Source organism: Collinsella sp. TF05-9AC, from assembly GCF_003438495.1.
In the GTDB taxonomy this organism is placed as follows: domain Bacteria; phylum Actinomycetota; class Coriobacteriia; order Coriobacteriales; family Coriobacteriaceae; genus Collinsella.
In genome coordinates, this window is record NZ_QSSH01000001.1 from 101371 (window position 1) to 120401 (window position 19031).

Annotated in this window: 15 protein-coding genes and 1 other RNA gene; 11 read left to right on the forward strand and 5 right to left on the reverse strand. The window is 60.5% G+C overall.

Annotated features, from left to right (window positions below; translation table 11 throughout):
- Positions 1-75: 75 nt before the first annotated feature.
- From DXC52_RS00395 to DXC52_RS00405, 3 genes are all read left to right on the forward strand, one after another.
- Entirely contained in the window at positions 76-2091 is a 2016-nt protein-coding gene (locus DXC52_RS00395; protein ID WP_233504693.1) for a heavy metal translocating P-type ATPase, read from the forward strand.
- A gap of 143 nt (positions 2092-2234) precedes the next feature.
- The gene (locus tag DXC52_RS00400; RefSeq protein ID WP_147330579.1) at positions 2235-2588 is read left to right on the forward strand and encodes a hypothetical protein; all 354 of its coding nucleotides are present in this window, start codon (positions 2235-2237) and stop codon (positions 2586-2588) included.
- Positions 2585-3100: a PIN domain-containing protein gene (locus DXC52_RS00405; protein WP_147330580.1), complete on the forward strand. Its 516-nt coding sequence runs from the start codon at positions 2585-2587 to the stop codon at positions 3098-3100. The genes DXC52_RS00400 and DXC52_RS00405 overlap by 4 nt, the downstream gene beginning before the upstream one ends.
- 58 nt (positions 3101-3158) lie before the next feature.
- Here DXC52_RS00405 and DXC52_RS00410 read toward each other — a convergent pair whose 3' ends face one another.
- Positions 3159-3593 carry a hypothetical protein gene (locus DXC52_RS00410; RefSeq protein WP_117745708.1) on the reverse strand — a complete coding sequence of 145 codons (435 nt, stop codon included), beginning with the start codon at positions 3591-3593 and terminating at the stop codon, positions 3159-3161.
- Positions 3594-3832: 239 nt separating this feature from the next.
- On the opposite strand from DXC52_RS00410, the gene ssrA reads away from it, so the two are divergent.
- The 8 genes from ssrA (at position 3833) to DXC52_RS00450 (ending at position 13271) form a co-directional block, all read left to right on the forward strand.
- Positions 3833-4196: a transfer-messenger RNA gene (gene ssrA, locus DXC52_RS00415) on the forward strand.
- A 685-nt stretch (positions 4197-4881) separates the two neighbouring features.
- On the forward strand, positions 4882-5760 hold the full coding sequence (locus DXC52_RS00420) for a patatin family protein (protein ID WP_117745709.1): 879 nt from the start codon (positions 4882-4884) through the stop codon (positions 5758-5760).
- Positions 5761-5953: 193 nt separating this feature from the next.
- Positions 5954-6397, forward strand: a complete 444-nt coding sequence (gene rplM, locus DXC52_RS00425; RefSeq protein ID WP_022094635.1) for a 50S ribosomal protein L13 — start codon at positions 5954-5956, stop codon at positions 6395-6397.
- Positions 6398-6399: 2 nt separating this feature from the next.
- Positions 6400-6795, forward strand: a complete 396-nt coding sequence (rpsI, locus tag DXC52_RS00430) for a 30S ribosomal protein S9 (protein WP_022094634.1) — start codon at positions 6400-6402, stop codon at positions 6793-6795.
- Between the two features lie 123 nt (positions 6796-6918).
- Complete coding sequence (glmM, locus tag DXC52_RS00435; RefSeq protein ID WP_006234694.1) at positions 6919-8256, forward strand: phosphoglucosamine mutase; 1338 nt, start codon at positions 6919-6921, stop codon at positions 8254-8256.
- A gap of 71 nt (positions 8257-8327) precedes the next feature.
- Positions 8328-8825 carry a PTS glucose transporter subunit IIA gene (locus DXC52_RS00440; protein ID WP_022094632.1) on the forward strand — a complete coding sequence of 166 codons (498 nt, stop codon included), beginning with the start codon at positions 8328-8330 and terminating at the stop codon, positions 8823-8825.
- A gap of 271 nt (positions 8826-9096) precedes the next feature.
- The gene (gene nagB / locus DXC52_RS00445) at positions 9097-9825 is read left to right on the forward strand and encodes a glucosamine-6-phosphate deaminase (RefSeq protein ID WP_117745710.1); all 729 of its coding nucleotides are present in this window, start codon (positions 9097-9099) and stop codon (positions 9823-9825) included.
- 449 nt (positions 9826-10274) lie between these two features.
- Positions 10275-13271, forward strand: coding sequence for a BTAD domain-containing putative transcriptional regulator (locus tag DXC52_RS00450; RefSeq protein ID WP_117745711.1), 2997 nt, complete (start codon positions 10275-10277; stop codon positions 13269-13271).
- Positions 13272-13329: 58 nt separating this feature from the next.
- Here the strand turns inward: DXC52_RS00450 and DXC52_RS00455 are convergent, their stop codons facing one another.
- The 4 genes from DXC52_RS00455 to DXC52_RS00470 all read right to left on the reverse strand — a co-directional run bounded on the left by DXC52_RS00455 (position 13330) and on the right by DXC52_RS00470 (position 19025).
- Positions 13330-13629 carry a YhbY family RNA-binding protein gene (locus DXC52_RS00455; protein ID WP_006234690.1) on the reverse strand — a complete coding sequence of 100 codons (300 nt, stop codon included), beginning with the start codon at positions 13627-13629 and terminating at the stop codon, positions 13330-13332.
- Between the two features lie 158 nt (positions 13630-13787).
- Complete coding sequence (locus DXC52_RS00460; protein ID WP_233504694.1) at positions 13788-14675, reverse strand: methyltransferase domain-containing protein; 888 nt, start codon at positions 14673-14675, stop codon at positions 13788-13790.
- A 318-nt stretch (positions 14676-14993) separates the two neighbouring features.
- A complete protein-coding gene (locus DXC52_RS00465; protein WP_117745712.1) occupies positions 14994-16358 on the reverse strand; it encodes a PFL family protein in 1365 nt (454 codons plus the stop codon).
- Between the two features lie 108 nt (positions 16359-16466).
- Complete coding sequence (locus DXC52_RS00470) at positions 16467-19025, reverse strand: homocysteine S-methyltransferase family protein (protein ID WP_199409395.1); 2559 nt, start codon at positions 19023-19025, stop codon at positions 16467-16469.
- Between the last annotated feature and the right edge of the window lie 6 nt (positions 19026-19031).

Sequence of the window (19031 nt, forward strand, 5' to 3'; positions counted from 1 at the left end):
TCCCGGGCACAAACTATGAGATTCTCGATTATTAGCGAGATCCCCGGCAGGACCCGTCTTCAATTGGCGGGTCCTGTGCCAGAGAGCGATCTCGACGCACTTCTTAAACTCAGCGGCGATATCGACGGCGTGCACAAGGTGCGCGTTTATGGCCGTATTGGCCAGATGGCGCTCGAATATGACGAGCAGTGTCGTGCAGGCGTGCTCGACGCCCTGGGTGCGCTCGATGCCCAGGCCATTGCCGACGCAAAGACGGGTTACGTGATGCAGCTTGAGCCACGCAAGCACAAGCTCGTCATGGATCTTGCCACACTTATCGGTGCCCACTACGCGCGCCGCTGGTTCCTGCCTACGCCGCTGCGTGCCATCTTTGTCGTGGCCGGTTACATGGCATTTTTGCGCGCCGCTCTCCACGAGCTCTCGCAGCCGCGTCTGGCCGTTCCCGTGCTCGACGCTTCGGCCATCGGTATCTCGTTTGTCAAACGTGATGTCGATACCGCGGGGCAGACGATGTTCCTGCTCAACGTGGGCGAGCTGCTCGAGGACTACACCCGCGCCATGAGCGAAAACGAGCTCATCAACTCGCTGCTCGATGTGCCCGACAAGGCGCAAAAGGTCGTCGGCGACACCGAGGTGAGCGTTGCCGCCACCGAGCTTGAGCCCGGCGACTTGGTCGCCGTTCGCACCGGCATGTCCATCTGCATCGACGGCGTGGTTGAGCAGGGAAGCGCCATGGTTAACCAGGCGACCCTGACCGGCGAGCCGCTTGCCGTCGAGCGCAGCGCAGGCGACGATGTGTTTGCTGGAACTGTCGTCGAGGACGGCAGCATCTTGGTGCGCGTGCGCGCCAACACGGCTCAGACCAAGCTGCGCTCGATCGTCTCGCTCGTGCAGGCGGCCGACTCGCTCAAGTCCGAGGGCCAGTCGCACATGGAAGACCTCGCCAACAAGATCGTCCCGTGGAACTTCCTGCTCGCGGGCCTTGTCGCTCTCACCACGCGTAGCCTCATTAAGACCTCGGCGGCGCTGATGGTCGACTACTCGTGCGCACTCAAGCTCACGGGTTCCGTTGCCGTCATGACCGCTATGAGCGATGCTGCCAAGATGGGCGTCATGGTCAAGGGCGCGAAGTATTTTGAGTCGTTTGCCAAGGCCGATACCATTGTCTTTGACAAGACCGGCACGCTCACCGAGGCGCAGCCGCGCCTGGCTTGCGTGCTGACGACCGATGGCTGGAGCGAGGATGAGGTCCTGCGCCTTTCCGCTTGCCTGGAGGAGCATTTTCCGCATCCGGTGGCGCGCGCTGTGGTCAATGCGGCGCGCGAGCGCGAGCTCGAGCATCGCGAGCGCCATGCTGCCGTTGAGTATATCGTGGCGCACGGCATTGCCTCGTCAATCGAGGATCGTCGCGCAATCATCGGTTCAGCGCACTTTGTATTCGAGGATGAGGGCGCGCAGCTCGAGTCCGACATCAAGGAGCGCATCGAGTCCCAGATGCAGGGCTTGTCGCCGCTGTACCTGGCGGTCGACGGCACGGTCGTGGGCGTGCTCGGCATCGAGGATCCGCTCAAGCCCGGGGTCCGCGAGGCTATCGCCGACCTGCATGCGCTGGGCGTCAAGCATGTCGTTATGCTCACGGGCGACTCCGAGCGCACGGCCGAGCGCATTGCGCGCGAGGCGGGTGTCGATGAATTTAAGGCCGAGCTGCTGCCCGAGGACAAGTACGCTTATGTGGAACGCATTAAGAGCGAGGGGCGCCACGTTGCCATGGTGGGCGACGGCGTCAACGATTCGCCGGCGCTCGGCTTGGCTGACGTGGGCCTGGCGATGGGTGGCGGAAGCGACATCGCCAAGGAGGTCGCCGATATCATCCTGACCGATACGGATCTCGCCGCAATTGTGCGCCTGCGCCGCATGAGCCAGGGCCTCGTTGATCGTCTGACGAGCTCCTACTCTAAGGTGATGCTTACCAACTCAGCGCTCTTGGCACTGGGTATTACCGGCGCGATTACCCCGCAGGCGTCGTCGCTGCTGCACAACGGCTCGACGATTGCCTACAGCCTGAGCAACGCCAAGGCTTACCTGCATTAGCAGACGTGTTTGCCCACGTTATCTGGCCTGCGCCCAGACGGCATCGGTGTCGTCCGGGCGCAGGCCTTTTGCATTTGACCATTTGCTAGCTTCTCTATATAGTGTTGCTAGCGATGCTAGCAATTGAAGGGAGCAGGATCAACGTGGGTGCTGTTAGCGGCATGGCGCAGGTGAACGTTCGCGTAGATCGCCAGGTCAAGAACCGTGCCGAGGAGGTGCTGCGGCTTTCGGGCGGGTCGCTGCCCGAGCTCATCAAAAAGGTGGTGGCCAAGGTCGCGCAGGGTGGCGGGCAGTGCGAGGAAGTGCTTGCGGCCGTCGACGACCGGCAGCAGATCGTCGCGCCCGATACTCCGTTCGCCGCATCATGGGCGGCGGCTGATCAGCTTTACGCGGACCTGGGCATCGCTACGTCGCCCGTGTCCGACGATCGCGATTGGGACACAATCTATTCCGAAGCCATGGACGAGCGCTATCGCCAAAAGGGGATGATCCTGTGAGCGGGGCTCCCCTCAAAATAATGGTGGATGCCAACGTATGGGTTGATTCGTTTTGCGTCGACCATGCCGAGTCGCTTGCCGCACGCGCGTTTATTGGGCAGGCGGCGGAGACGGGGGCGTTGCTGTTCTTTCCGGTGCATATTGCTAAGGACGTACTGTACGTTGTCCAACATGAGCTGAAGCGTAGCGTTCTTGCCAGCGGGGGAGTGCTCGAAGAGACATCTGCCCGTGCAATTGGCGATGCGGCGTTGGCGTTTGTTCGGAACATGACCGAAAACGCCACGGCCGTGGGCACTGATGCATCCGATCTGTGGCTAGCCGACAAATATCTGTCGCTCCATCGCGATTACGAGGACAACTTGGTACTCGCCGCGTGCAAGCGCGCGCAGGTCGATTACTTGGTGACCAACGATCGCAAACTGCTCGAACATGCCGATCTTGCAGCAAAGACACCTCGTCAAATGATGCCGATTCTTGCTTTGGCCGATCGCGGCGGCGCGGCTATCGGTTGACGCGAACTGTTTGCGGGCCTCTTGGACGACGATGCGCCAAGGGGCCCGCGTCTTCTATTTACAAAAGCTCGGCCTTAATGGCGGGGACTTTGGTGAGCTGCTCGGCTGCCTTTTCTTCGGAGCTGCCGAGCGCGGCTAAGCTGCGGTAGACCCACTCGTTGACCTGGGTGTTCTTGACGCCTGCGGTCTGCATAAGGGCGCCTATCTCGCGGATTGCTGCGAGCAGATCGGCTTTGGGACCCGCGAGCTCGACCTCGATGCCGTGGTAGGCGGCCACGCCGCGGTTCTCACTCACGTGGTCGATAAAGCCCTCGACGGTCTCAAACTGCTGGGCGAGAGCTGCATCATCGTCAGCGTCCAGCGCGACGAGTGCGTTCGATACCGTGAGGGCGGGATGTCCGCAGGGGACAAAGCCCTCGATGACATCCATAGCTTCGGTAATGGTTGAGCCCAGTCCCGCGAGGGCATTGACGAGTTGCTGCTTGTTATCCATAACGATCCTTTCGATGGGTCAATTTTGCTTGGCGAAAATATACGTGACGCGATCGGCAGCAAAAGTGCGAAGTGCGGTGCACATTAGGGTCTTCACAGCTCGTGCATAGAACAGCTGTCCGCTTTCAGAGCGTGGTAAAATAACACTCCACAAGCGGGGCTCGCCCCGCATGTTCCTTGAAAAGTCGACGGTTATCGGGTGCTTGTAGGTCCGATACCATCCAGACTTTCCCGACATTCGGGGGCGACTGGTTTCGACACGATAGCTCTGAGAGAGGAAGCAAGCCGAGGTCTCCTCGCCTCGTTAAACAGGGGTACCGTCAAATTGAATTGACAACAACTCTTCTTTTGAGCCTATGGCTCTCGCTGCTTAGTTTATAGCGGCGCGTCAACCCGGTGATTTCCCCGACACCGGCGCGACGTCATGTTAGGGGAATGCTCCCGCGCACGTAATCGGTATGGCGCGGGCTAAGACCGAACCGGTTGGGATGCCGCGAGCGTGTCGCTGCGCGCAAAGCGTCCGAGACTAAACCAGCGACTGAGCTTGGAGATGCCAATCAGGGGGCTTTCGTGGACCGGAGTTCGATTCTCCGCGCCTCCACCATAAGTAACAGGCAGGTAGATACCCATATCTACCTGCCTTTTTATTTCTTGTCCGTACCGCGTAGAATCGAACTCTATGCAGGGCGCGAGCGTTAAACAAACGCGGAGCGTTTGTAGCGAGCGGGCGAGGACGCCGACAGGCGGCCGAAGCCGGTGCGGGTTCGCGAAGCGAACACGCGGATTCTCCGCGCAAAGCCTCGACCCGATATGGATGCGATGTTATCGAATCCCAGCCTGCCATGCGCCACATCAACGGAATCCCAAACCCGCGGAGAATCGAACTCTATGCAGGGCGCGGGCGTAAAGAAAACGCCTTGGCAACGCAGACCGGGACACGCTTTCCCGATGGCAGCCCAGGCGGAAAGCACGTCCCGGAATCCGCGCTCAGACTGGGATGTAGTTTCCGGATGATGCCTCAAGCGGAAACTGCGACCCGGAATCGAGCCGTAGAGTGGGATATGCTTTCCCAATGGCAGCTCAAGCGGAAAGTACATCCCGGAATCTTCGTTCGGAATGGGATGCAGTTTCCAAATGAATGGCTAGCGGAAAGTTCGTTCCGGAATCCGCGCTCAGAACGGGACGCGCTTTCCCGCCGACCGCCCCGCCCTCCTCAACTCCAAAACCTGCGCTCTCGCCATCCCAAAACTGGGTAGAAGAAGGCCAAAACGAAACAGCAGGAGGTCAACATGACTGCAGAAGATAAGGCAAAGAACGCCGGCAAGGTCGCGCTCGTCCTGGAGGGCGGTAGCTTTCGCGGGCAATTTACCGCAGGCGTGCTCGACGTTCTCATGGAGGCTGGCGTCGAGATTCCGGCTGTCTACGGTGTATCGGCCGGCGCCCTCAACGGCGTGAACTACAAATCGCACCAGATCGGCCGTGCCAACCGCATCAACCTGGCTTTCTGTAACGACAACCGCTTCATGGGCGCCGCGTTGTTTGCGGCCACGGGCTCTATCGTCGGCTACGATTTTATCTTCAACGATGTCCAGGACCGCCTGGACCCCTTTGACAACGAGACGTTCGATGCGAGCCCCATCGAGATGTACGCCGTCGCGACGGACATGCTCTTTGGAACCGCCACGTACCTCCCGGTCAAAAGCGCCGTGCTCGACCTCGACGCTGTGCGCGCATCGACCTCGTTGCCGCTGGTGACACCGCCGGTCGAGATAGACGGGCACAAATACGTCGACGGCGGCGTGGCCGATTCGGTTCCTATCGAGCATGTGCTGGAGGAGGCGGGCTTCGACCGTGCGGTCGTCATCGTCACGCAGGACCGCTCGTACGAGAAAAAGCCCTACGAGTTTTTGCCGGCCGCGCGCGCCCGCTATGCCGACTACCCCTATCTGCTCGAGGCTATCGAGACGCGCCACGACCGTTACAACATCCAGCGCATGCACCTGTGGAAGTATGAGCGCGAGGGCCGTGCGTTGGTCGTCGCTCCGCAAAAGCCGGTCGAGGTCGGCCATGTTGAGCACGATCCGGCAAAGCTTCTGGACCTGTATATCCAGGGCCGCCAGGAGGCAAAGCGCCTGCTCGCGGAAATCCAAGAGTTCGTTGAGCGCTAGCGACGGCGAACCCTCAAAAAATGACAACAGCTAAAGAGCTGGAAAATCACGGCTCGTGGATGACATGTGCAGAAACTCTGGTCGGAGCCAAAATACCTGTTGACTCGTACGGCGAGCGGGGTAATATGGACGGGTTACTTGCAGAGCCCCGTGAATCTCTGTAACAACACGTACTGTACATGGAGGAGTCTAAGTGATTTCGAAATCGACTCACTACGCCAAGCAGGGCGAGGTCCAGCGCAACTGGGTTCTCGTCGACGCCGATGGTGCTGTCCTGGGCCGTCTTGCCACCCAGATCGCAATGATCCTGCGCGGTAAGAACAAGCCCCAGTTCACGCCCAACAGCGACTGCGGCGACTTCGTTGTCGTCATCAACGCCGATAAGGTCCAGCTTACCGGTAACAAGGCCGACACGAAGACCTATTATCGCCACAGCGGCTACAACGGCGGCCTCAAGGCTGAGAGCTTCCGCCAGGCTATGGAGAAGCACCCGGAGAAGGTCATCGAGCGCGCCGTTCGCGGTATGCTGCCCAAGACCACCCTCGGCCGTGCCCAGATGACCAAGCTTAAGGTCTACGCTGGTGCCGAGCATCCGCATGCTGCCCAGAACCCCACGAAGATTGAGCTGGAGGCTTAAAGATGGCTGAGAACACCGTTGTCTACCAGGGTACCGGTCGTCGTAAGAACGCCGTCGCCCGCGTCCGTCTCGTCCCCGGCACCGGCAAGGTGACCATCAACAAGCGTGACGCCGAGCAGTATTTCGGCCGCCATCAGCTCGTTGAGAACGCCCTTGCTCCCTTCAAGGTGACCGACACCGCCGGTCAGTTCGACGTTATCGCTCTGTGCGATGGCGGCGGCATCTCCGGTCAGTCCGGCGCTCTGCGCCTGGGCATCGCTCGCGCTCTTCTGAACGCTGGCGACTACCGTGCTGACCTCAAGAAGGCCGGTTTCCTTACGCGCGATGCTCGCGTGGTCGAGCGCAAGAAGTACGGCCTCAAGAAGGCCCGCCGCGCTCCCCAGTTCTCCAAGCGCTAAGGTTTTATCTCCTTTCGAGATACAATGTACAAGCGGGGCCTGCCGATTCCTCGGCGGGTCCCGCTTTTCTTTTTCGACTAGGGTGGGCGGTTGCATATCGCCTGCTAGGGAAGGAGCGATCCTATGCCCCAGAACATCTTCGGTACCGATGGCGTCCGTGGCGTCGCCAATGCCGACCTCTCGTGCGACCTCGCGTTTCGCCTGGGCCGTGCGGCGACCAAGTTTCTTGGTCCGGATATCTGCATCGGCCGCGACACGCGCCTTTCGGGCACCATGCTCGAGAGCGCTCTGACCGCCGGCATTATGGCCGAGGGCGGCCGTCCTCATTGCTGCGGCGTTATCCCCACGCCCGCCGTGGCGCTGCTCACTGTTCAAAACGAGCTCGATGGCGGCATTGTCATCTCCGCTTCGCACAATCCGCCGGAGTTCAACGGCATCAAGTTCTTTAGCCGCAAGGGTATGAAGCTTCCCGATGCTGTCGAGGAAGAGATCAGCGCCTGGGTCATGTCCGAGGAAGCCATGGCTGCCGACACGCTGCCGACCGGCGCCGGTGTGGGCCACATCATCAAGATGAAGGACGCTCGCAAGGCATACGTCGACCACGCCATCGATACGCTCGATGGCCTGAGGCTCGACGGCCTAGTCGTTGCCGTCGACTGCGGTCACGGTGCTTCCTGCCAGACTACGCCCGCCGCGCTGCAGCGCCTGGGTGCCACGGTCCATGCCATCAACACCGATTACTGCGGCACCGACATTAACGTTGAGTGCGGCTCTACGCACCTCGAGCCCCTGCGCGAGCTCGTGCTGCGCACCCATGCTGACATCGGTCTGGCCCACGACGGCGACGCCGACCGCGTGCTGTTCGTGGACAGCGAGGGCAATGAGATCGACGGTGACTACATCCTGGCTATCTGCGGTTCTGACCTCGCCGCTCGCGGCAAGCTCGCCAACTCCGAGATCGTCTCGACCGTCATGTGCAACCTGGGCTTCTCCATCGCTATGAAGGAGCAGGGCTTCGAGATGGTTCAGACCGCCGTGGGCGACCGCTACGTTTTGGAGCGCATGCTCGCGGACGGCGCCGTCATCGGCGGCGAACAGTCCGGCCACATCATCTTCCTGGAGCACAACACCACCGGTGACGGCTTGGTGACGGCTCTGCAGCTGCTGGCCGTGCTCAAGCGCACCGGTCGTACCCTCACCGATCTTGCCGGCATCATGAAGAAGTACCCGCAGGTACTCGTCAACGTGCATTCCGACAACAAGGCTGGTCTGGACGATTGCCAGCCCATCTGGGATGCCGTTGCTGCTGCCGAGAAGGAGCTTGACGGCCGCGGCCGCATTCTGGTGCGCCCGAGCGGCACCGAGCCGCTGGTCCGCGTGATGGCCGAGGCCGAGACGCACGAGCTGACCCAGCGCGTTGTCGACGACATCGTCGAGGTTGTCAAGCGCGAACTTCCCTAATGGTCAAAAACCGTTGCCAAGTGGTAAACTGTTAAGGTTATTTTGATTGATTGGTATGTCCGAGGGGGAGCATGTTCACTAAAGTCCTAAGGTCTTTTGGTATGCGTGGTCGAGTCCTTACGCTGGATGCTCCCATCTCGGGCGATGTCATTCCGCTTTCCGAGGTAAACGATCAGACGTTTGCCACCGGCCTTTTGGGCCAGGGCGTTGCCATTCAGCCTACGGGTACGCGCGTGATCGCGCCGGCTGATGCCAAGGTCGAGGCTATTTTTCCCACGGGACACGCCGTTGCGCTTAACACGGTCGATGGCTTGGACGTGCTCATCCACGTTGGTTTGGACACTGTTCAGCTCGAGGGCAAGCACTTTACCGTACATGCGCAAGTGGGTGACATCGTCCATAAGGGCGATGTGCTCATTGAGTTCGATCGCGAGGCAATTGCTGCCGAGGGCTACGATGTGACGGTTCCCATCTTGGTGTGCAACTCCGTTGAGTTCTCGAGCATCAAGGGCTCCGTTGGCGTGCATGTCGAAGAGATGGACCAGCTCATCGTTGCTCGCGAGCGCTAGCAAGTGCACGTGGCCATTAGTCTACAATTCAAACACGTTTACGGAGGGCGCCCTTGAAAGAGGACGCCCTCAGTGGCAAGATGGGATTTGTCCGAAGCTAAAAGGCTTTGGGTCACCGTGGACGGGCAGGGGCCTCGACGCGGCTAGACACGAGACACATACATTACGCGACCTCGCCCTGGTGGCCGCACACGTTGGTTGCGGCCGACGCGGGCCGCGGGCAAGTGCTTGTAAGGGAGCCTTGCCTCTCTTGTACGAGAAAGGACGCGTAATGAAGATCATTAAAGCTAAAGACTACGAGGATATGAGCCGCAAGGCCGCTAATATCATCTCGGCCCAGGTTATCCTCAAGCCCGACTGTGTGCTGGGTCTTGCCACCGGCTCCACCCCGATCGGAGCCTACAAGCAGCTCGCTACTTGGTACAAGAAGGGCGACGTCGACTTTGCCGAGGTCAGCACCTACAACCTGGACGAGTATCGCGGCCTTTCGCACGACGATCCCCAGAGCTATCACTACTTCATGCGTGAGAACTTCTTCGATCACATCAACATCGACCTGAACAACACGCATGTGCCCGACGGTTCCAACCCCGACGCCGCCGCTGCCTGCTCTGAGTACGACAAGATCGTCGCCGACGCCGGTTACCCGGATCTGCAGCTGCTCGGCATTGGCAACAACGGCCACATCGGCTTCAACGAGCCCGATGACCACTTCTCCAAGGGCACGCACTGCGTCGACCTCACCGAGAGCACCATTCAGGCCAACAGCCGCCTGTTCGACAGTATCGACGATGTTCCCCGTCAGGCCTACACCATGGGTACCCAGACCATCATGTATGCCCGCATGATCCTGGTCGTCGCCAACGGCGAGGCCAAGGCTCAGGCCGTGCATGACATGTGCTATGGTCCGGTTACGCCCGAGTGCCCGGCTTCGATCCTGCAGCTGCACACCAACTGCGTCGTCGTTGCTGACGAGGCCGCTCTTTCGCTCTGCGAGTAACGCGACCAAGCGATCTTACATAGCTTTCCAAAAGGCCCTCGCTTTGCGGGGGCCTTTTTAGTGGACATAGGCCGTGGCACATGCATGACGGAAACCTTGCCACATGCTTGGCGAGCGGGCTCTAAATTATGAGATTCATTCCATACCAGATTCTATGCACATTTGCCACTATAGAGTCGCAGGCGGTAGCGAGGAATAGGCGAGTTGCGCAACTCAAATAAAAACAGCCGACTGCGCTACACTGCAAATTGGATGGGACATGCTGGCAAGCGCATTGACCTGCACAAAGACCTATTGGTTGGGGAATAAAATACCATCGGGCCTCGCTGTACAAAAACTTGCCAAACACGTACCGGCAGACAGCCAAAAACTCTAAGTCGCGCTATTCACGGGGTGGCTCATATGGTCCTGCAGCTACGGTGTCCATATGGTCGAGTAGAGGAGCAGGCATGGTAAACGATCTGGGCAATACGAATGACCTCGAGTTGATGCCGACGGGCGGCGGCTATATGGTGCGGCGCGATCGCTTGATGAACGAGCTCATCGTTAAAGGGCGCAAGGCGGGAATCGTTCTGCTTTACGCGCCCGACGGGTTTGGTAAGACGTCGGTATTGCTGCAATACGTGCAGGAAGTTAAATCGGACCCCACGCGAGGGCCGGTTCGGATAATCGAGGCCGACCGCGCGATTGGACGCGAGCTCTTTATGCAGCTCGAGGTTGTCGCCGATGAGCTCAAGGACAAGCCGCACTCGCTCGTTGCGATCGACAACGTGCCCAATCTCGAGCAGCGCGAAACAGAGGACCTCATCGATCGAATCCGCAGCTTACGTGCTACGGGGACGGGGGTCTTTATTACTTGCCGCCCCTCCAACCGATTGCTTATCCACGGGCTGGGCGATTCTGTAAAAGTCAATGCGCAGATGCTCAAGGTGCACGCCTATGAGTATTCGTCATGGGCCACGGCGTTCTCGATCAGCACATCGCTCGATTTTTATCGGCTCACGCAGGGTGTGCCAGAGCTGGTATCTGCCCTGCAGGCGGGAATGTATGGACAGGGCGATGTTGCCGGGTTGCTCGAGAACGAAATCGTCAACGTGTGCGGTGCGGCGCTGGCCGATCTCGCATCGCTCGAGAACAACCTGCTGTTTACCGTTGCCTGCTTGATGGTGCTGATGGGCGAGGGCCGCATTGCGGAGCTAGAGGCGTGCGGTGTGAGGCTTTCGATGGTCGACCAGTCCATCTTTGTGCGCGATTATCCGATTTTTGGCGTGGATCCGTCTGATCGCACCTTTAGGTGTTTGGGCGCTAAGGACAACGCGCGTCTGAGACTGCGAAAGCTTGTTGCCGAGATCCGTCCCGAACTGGTATCGCGGGCTGCTCGCATTTTGATTAAGGCAGGCAGATGCGATTTGGCCATGGACCTGGCCGATGCGTTCTTGGACCGCCGTGTGGTGTTGGAGCTAGCCGGGCAGTATGGGGCCGATCTTGCCCTGACCGGGCATGGAGGGGACATTTGCCGCGCGGCGTCGGCGATGATCAATGCGGAAAAGCAGGAGCAAGAGCCGGCACCCGCCGAGGCACTCGGCGTGTATCTGGCGGCTGTCAGCGTGTGCAATACAAAGCTAGCAAGGTATATGGCGTCCGTTATCGAACGCGCGGGTGATCAGGCGGCGCGCGAGCTCGACCCCGCTACCTGGAAAATAGCCCAGGCGCTCACTATCGCCTTTTACGGTGACAATGACCTGGGACTTCCCACCAATCCTGTTTTGCAAGAACAGACATCCTGCGAGGTACTCGACATGCTGTCCGCGCATATCGAGATCAAGCGCCATCTAATCGAGCGAGCGGAAGACGGCAATGTTCTCGCGAAGCTCAAGGCGTGCAAAGTCTATGATTGCGAGCTCGACATCGCGGGGATTCTCATACAGGCCGACCATATGCTGGTGGAGCTGTTCGACGGCTCGTTTACTAAACCCGACGAGCGCGATGACAAGATGGCTCAGATACTCGAGGCGCTCGATATCCGTGGGCTTAAGGCGCCATCCATTTGGCTGCGTATGGTATTAGCAGCGCGGCGCCTGCTCGCGGGCTTGCCCGTGACCGACGATGTGGCGTTTGGCGAGCTCGACCGCTTTGCGGTGCGTGTTCGCGACAATCAAATTCAGTTGTTTGGTCTATTGCTGGAGGGCTGGCAATCGCTGGCGGAGGGGCGGCCGGTCAACGCGAAGTTCCGCGCGGTCCAGGTGCTCAAGCTCGCTGACGAATCGATTACGTACATGCGCGAAAATGCATTGCTGCTGGAGCGCGTGGCGTACCTGCGCAATACGTCGCTGGTATCGGTTCGCGAAGAGGCAGAGCTGCTCGACATTAGCAAGACGCAGGTCAATGGCTCAGAAGCCTGGATCGTGGCGCTGCACCTGGCCGCTGCGGGCCGCGACAGCGATCTTGCTGCCTGGATGTCTATGAATCGCTCGGGGATTTTAGACCCATCGTATCGGCTGTTCGCGCGTCTTGCGATGCATTGTCTGGGCGAGCCTGCCGTCAGGATTCGCAAGAAGCTTCCGGTGCGCGAGCTGTCGCGGTATTCACTACGCGATGACTTTGAGGGTGAAAGTGAGCACCTGTTCCAGGCGGGCGAGGTTGAGGCAGTCGATACTATCGGCCATATTGAGATGCGCATGTTTGGCGCGTTTCGCGCCGAGCGCGACGGTTTTCCCATCACGGATAAGATGTGGCGTCGCAAAAAGGCGGCAACGCTTGCCGAACGCCTTGCGTTAGGTATGGATGCCATGGTCGACCGCGAGACGATCGCCATGGAGTTGTGGCCCCATGCCGAGTTTAACGCCGCGCGCAACAATCTGTATTCGACGGTATCGCGCTTGCGCTCGGCTTTGGGTCCAACGCCGGATGGCAAGTCGTGTGTGCTCATCCAAAACGAGTGCATTGGACTCAACGGCGACTACGTTAAGACTGATGTTAGGCTCTTTGAACAGCTGAGCCGCGAGATCTTGGGAAATCGCATGGGTGCGAGAGGGCCTCACCTGGTTGAGCTATGTCTTAAGGTTGAGCAGCTCTACGCGGGCCCGCTGTATGTTCCCACCGGTTGCAATCCCACGTTCTTTACGCGTATGCGCCACATAATGCAATCCAAGTACATCGACTGCATGATTAGGGGAGCGAATGCCGCTCTCGAGGAGAATGACCTGCAATCGGCAATTTGGCTCGTGGAATCGGGGCTTCGCCAGGAGACGGCGCGCGAGGACATGGTTCGCTGCGCCATGCGCGTTTACGGTGCGGCGGGACGACGCCGCGATGTTGTCGAGTTATACAGCGGTCACATGCACCACCTGCGAGAGCAGGTTCAAGGCGTGCCCGAGCCCGAGACAAGGCGCCTGTATGAGCGCCTGGTCGAAGGCAGGCTCAAGCGCGTGCTTGTCGAGCGATAAAAAACGGGCATCCGAATCACTCGGACGCCCGCAAGCTACTCGGTATGGCCACTCGGTTTTAGACGAGCTTGATCTTCTCGATATCCTTGCGCGAGGACTCGCGATACAGCGAGAACTTGCGGCCGATAACCTGAACGACCTCGGCGTGGCAGCGCTCGGCGAGCTCCTCGGCGGCCTCGCGGGCAGAAAGGCTGGAGCCGTCCAGCACGGAGCACTTAACGAGCTCGTGCTTCTCCAGGTAGGCGACCGTCTGCTCGACGGTGCCCTCGTTGACATCGGACTTACCGATGATGATGGCGGGGTTGAGGTGATGGGCCATGCTGCGAAGCTGCTTGACCTGGGCTCCTGTCAGTGCCATGGGTTCTCGCTTTCTATGTATGGGGCGCCCCGCAATGGGGCCTTAATCTACGTGAGCTGTCCCACGATAGCGCAGGAACGGCGCGGTGTGGAGCGCGTTTGCCCAGTTCGCAAAGAATGCGGATGCCGGGCGGGAAGACGATGCAAGCTTTAGATGGGCTACGGGCGGGGTACGGAGACCGGCTCCCAGGCGATAAACGCCCATCGGACTTTGCGGATGTGGTCGAGCATGTAACGTCCCTGCGGTACGCCCTTGGATCCCGGCTCGCCGGCATGGGGGTTCTCGATCATGTGGTGGGCGATATAGTCGCGCAGGCGGTCGATCTTATCCTCGTTGCCATGTTCGAGCATGCGAGAAAAATCCGCCACGCCCGCCTCGAGACTATCGAAGGTGTCACGGCGGGGCGATTCAAAGTACGTGACCTGCGGCAGTGCACCCATCTGAATAAGGATGTTAAAGGCATACACAAAACCATTACTGCAGGTAACCGAGGCGCCGATGGCATTCATCAAGTGCAGGTCATAACGCGGACTCGAGTTGGCGATCATCGTGACGGCACAACGCCGACGAGTCGTACGGTCAAGCTTGGCAAGTGCCCCTTTTAGGTTGGTCGTGGTGACAGAGCGACTGGCAAAGGCAACATCTACCGCTTTCGCGACCGGCCCAACCAAATCCCAGTCATCATCCCAAGCAAGCTCAAGCGGCGTAATGCGATCCTCGAGTCCATAGTACTCAATGCCAGCATCAAGCGTGCCCAACATAGCAGGGGAAAAGTCAGCAGCAATCACAGGATGTCCAGCCTGAGCAAGCGGAATAGCAATCGACCCAGCCCCGCACCCCATATCGAGCACCGACTCACCAGGCTCAAGCGCCAACAATTGTATAAAATCCCGAGCATACGGGGCAGTTTCCAGCGGACGAAAATGCCGAGCCCGCTTATCCCACTCAAAAGGATCATCAGCCCGTCGCCGATCAGCTTGCAGACGCATCCATTCGCCATTCCAATCAGCAGAAAGCAGCTCAGATTGAATTGCACCATCAGCCACGGGCCATCCCCCTCACAACAAAAAAGCGACTCCTTCCAAAAGAAGAGCCGCAACCAGCATATATCAGAAAAAGAACCGTTCCAACGCCAAACCGCCGCACCAGCCAAGTGGTGCAGGAGCGAAGCAACTGCAACCGGGATAGAACCCAACTGAGGTCCCGTTGTGCGGGAGCCCCGGGGAGGGCAAATATATAAGGTCGATCGCGAGTTCCGCACGAGCCGGAGAGCACTTAATGTGCTCTCCGTGCGAGTCAGGACTGTCCGAGCAGGCGACCTTATATATTTGCCCTCCCCGGGGCTCCTCGCCCGAACCCCTCAGCTAGTTCTTGAGCGAGTTCAGCGGCGCCGGGAAGCGTCCGCCACGGTGGGCGAGCACGGTGCCGGCGTTGGGGTTCACCGGCATGATGGGCGCACGGCCGAACAGACCGCCGTACTCGACGCAGTCGCCCACGCCCTTACCGATGGCGGGAATCACGCGGACGGCCGTGGTCTTATTGTTGATGACGCCGATGGCCATCTCGTCGGCGATAATGCCGGCGATGGTCTCGACCGGGGTGTCGCCGGGGATGGCGATCATGTCCAGGCCGACGGAGCACACGCAGGTCATGGCCTCGAGCTTCTCGAGCGAAAGCGCGCCGGCCTCGACGGCGGCGATCATGCCGGCGTCCTCGGACACGGGGATAAAGGCGCCCGAGAGACCGCCCACGCTGGAGCTGGCCATGACGCCGCCCTTCTTGACGGCATCGTTGAGCATGGCGAGCGCGCAGGTCGTGCCGGGGCCACCGCAGGTGCCCACGCCGATGATCTCGAGGATGCGCGCGACGGAGTCGCCGATGGCGGGCGTAGGTGCCAGCGACAGGTCGACAATGCCCTTCTCGACACCCAGGCGACGGGCGGCCTCGCGGCTCATGAGCTCGCCGGCACGGGTAATCTTAAAGGCGGTCTGCTTGATCTTCTCGGCGACTTCCATCATCGATGCGGAATCGGGCAGCGTCTCCAGGGCTGCGGCCATAACGCCGGGGCCCGAGACGCCTACGTTGATGACGGCGTCGGCCTCGCCACCGCCGTGGACGGCGCCCGCCATAAACGGGGAGTCCTCGACCATGTTGGCAAAGCAGACAAACTTGGAGGCGCCGACGGAATCCTCGTCTGCCGTAAGCTTGGCGGCATCGATGATGGTCTGAGCCGCCATGAGCACGGCGTCCATGTTGATGCCGGCACGCAGGCTGGCGACGTTGACGCTGGAGCAGACGCGGCTGGTGGTGGCAAGCGCCTGGGGGATGGACTGGATGACGCGGCGGTCGGCGTCGCCGATGCCCTTCTGGACGAGTGCGGAGAAGCCGCCCAGGTAATCGATGCCGAGCGTCTCGGCCGCGCGGTCGAGGGCATGCGCGATGGGGGTGAGGTCCTCATCCTTGCAGCACGCGGCGATCTGTGCCACCGGGGTGACGGAAACGCGCTTGTTGACGATGGGGATACCGTACTCGCGCTCGAGGTTCTCGGCGGTCTCGACCAGGTGCTCAGCCGTGTGCGTCACGTGGTCGTAGATCTTCGTGCACATGCGGTCGAGGTTCTCGTCACCGCAACCCATGAGCGAAACACCCATGGTGATGGTCCTGATGTCGAGGTTCTGCTCCTCAACCATGCCGCGGGTTTCCGCGATTTCTGCGGGCGTGATCGCCATCCTTGCGCTCCTATCTGCCAAAACGAGCATAGTCTTGTCTATTCTAACGTGCCGCACGTGCCAAGTGGCGCGTGCGGCACGTTTTGGTGCTCGGTTGTTTCCGTTGTGTTACTGCCCAAAGACCTCTTCGGCGATGCGCGCGCTTTCGGCGGCGTCCTTGGCGTAGTAGTCAGCGCCGATCTGCTTGGCGTATTCGGGGGTGAGCACGGCACCGCCTACGATGATCTTGACGCCTGGCACCTCGGCATGAAGCAGCTTGATGGTCTCCTCCATGGCGACGACCGTGGTAGTCATAAGCGCCGAGAGGCCGACGAGCTTAATGTCGCGTTCCTTGACGGTCTTGAGCACCTCCTGCGGGTCGACGTCGCGACCCAGATCAAAGACGGTGTAGCCGTAGTTATCGAGCAGCATCTTGACGATATTCTTGCCAATGTCGTGGATGTCGCCCTTGACGGTGGCCACGCAGATCTTGCCCTTGTCGGCAATCTCGCCGGCGGGCATCAGGCGCTTGATGGTGTCAAAACCCACGCGCGCGGCCTCGGCCGAGGCCATAAGCTGCGGCAAGAAGAACTTGCCCTGGTCAAAGAGGATGCCAACCTCGTCGAGGGCGGGGATAAAGTGATTGTTGATGAGGTCCATGGCGTCGTGATCTGCCAGCAGGCGCTCGGTCTCGGCCGCGATCTCGCCTTTGCGGCCCGAGACGACCATGCGACGAATCGGGTCGTCGTTGCTGTCAGTGCCGGCGGTGCCAGCAGCGGGCGCGGTGTCGGTCGATACTACCTGAGCCGCCGCCGGGTTCGCGGCGATCTTGTACGGATCGGTCCAGCCGGCGTAGCGTTCGATGTATCCGGTCGAGCCCTCGTCCTCAACGCTCAGGACGCGATAGCTGTAGACGGTATCCATAAAGCGCTTGGAGCCCGGGTTCATGATGGGGGCGTCCAGGCCCGCGCCAAAAGCGGCAGCCAAAAAGACCGAGCCCAGCAGCGGGCGGGCAGGCAGGCCAAAGCTGATGTTCGACACGCCGAGCGCGCATTTGACGCCCAGACGCTCCTTGCACAGGGACATGGCGCGCAGGATCTGCTCGGCTTGGCGTTGATTGGTCGAGGCGGTCATGACTAGACAGTCGATGAGGATGCGGTTCGGGCCGATGCCGTAGCGGGCGGCCTCGGCCACGATGCGCTCGGCGATGGCGAAGCGGGCCTCGGCGGTATCGGGGATGCCGCCTTCGTCGAGCGTAAGTCCGACAACGTTGGTGCCGTAGTGGGCGACCAGCGGAAAGATCTCATCCATGATCTGCTGCTTGCCATTGACCGAGTTGATGATGGGCTTGCCGGCGTAGCGGCGCACGGCGGCCTCGACGGCTGCGGGGTCGGTGGAGTCGATCTGCAGCGGCAGCAGCGTGGAGCCCTGGAGCTGTTCGGTCGCCTGTTGGATAATCTTGACCTCGTCGATCTCGGGCAGGCCCACGTTGACGTCCAGGATGTCGGCGCCCTGCTCCTGCTGGCTGATGCCCTGGCTCACCACGTAGTCCAGATCGCCGTCGCGCAGGGCCTGCTGCAGGCGCTTTTTGCCGGTGGGGTTGATACGCTCGCCAATGACGGCGATCTTGTGGCCATCGCGGGGAAGGTCCACGACCGTTTGGGCGCTCGTGACCGACATGCTGGGCTTGCAGTGGCGTGGACTGGGCGTGTGGTTGTCGATAAGCGTGCGCAAGGTCGCCATGTGCGCCGGCGTGGTGCCGCAGCAGCCGCCCACGACGCTCACGCCGTCGGCGATCATACCGGCGACGGCCTTGGCGTATTCGGGGGCTTGGATATCAAAGACGGTGTTGCCGTCGTCGTCCACATGGGGGAGTCCCGCATTGGCCTGCACCATAACAGGCTTGTCGGTAACGGTGAGCATACGTGCGGCGAGCCCCCGGAGCTCGGCCGGTCCTTGGCTGCAGTTGATGCCCAAAACGTCGGCGCCGATGGCATCGAGCGTGATGGCGGCCACCTCGGGACTCGTGCCCAGGAAGGTGCGACCGTCTTCCTCAAAGGTCATGGTGGCAAAGACGGGCAGGTCGGAGTTCTCGCGGCAGGCGAGGACAGCCGCCTTGATCTCGGCAAGGTCGGTCATAGTCTCGATAATAAAGAGGTCTACGCCCGCATCGACGCCGGCGCGCACCTCCTCGGCAAAGAGGTCGTAGGCCTCGTCAAAGCTGAGGGTGCCCAAGGGGCGAAGCAGTGCGCCGATGGGGCCGATATCGCCGGCGACGTAGCGGGCGCCGGCCTCGCGGGCACAGGCGACGGCCGCGGCAAAGACGTCTGCCACGGTGGCGGCACCGTCGAGCTTATGGGCGTTGGCGCCAAAGGTGTTGGCGGTAATCACGTCGCAGCCGGCCTCGACATATTGACGCTGGATATCAGTGATAACCTGGGGCTCCTCAAAGTTGAGCAGCTCGGGCAGGGCGCCGGCCTTCATGCCGGCCGCTTGCAACATGGTGCCCATGCCGCCGTCGAACAGCAGGTGTCCCGTGCCCTCGATGGCCGCACGCAGGCGATCGTCCTTAATGCGCAGATCGTCGATCGTGTGCGTATTGTACGTGGCACCGTTGCGACGTGCGGCATCAACGGGTGCCGCCAATGCAGTGCCGTCAGAATCATGAGTGATAAGCGGAGTAAACATCGAGGG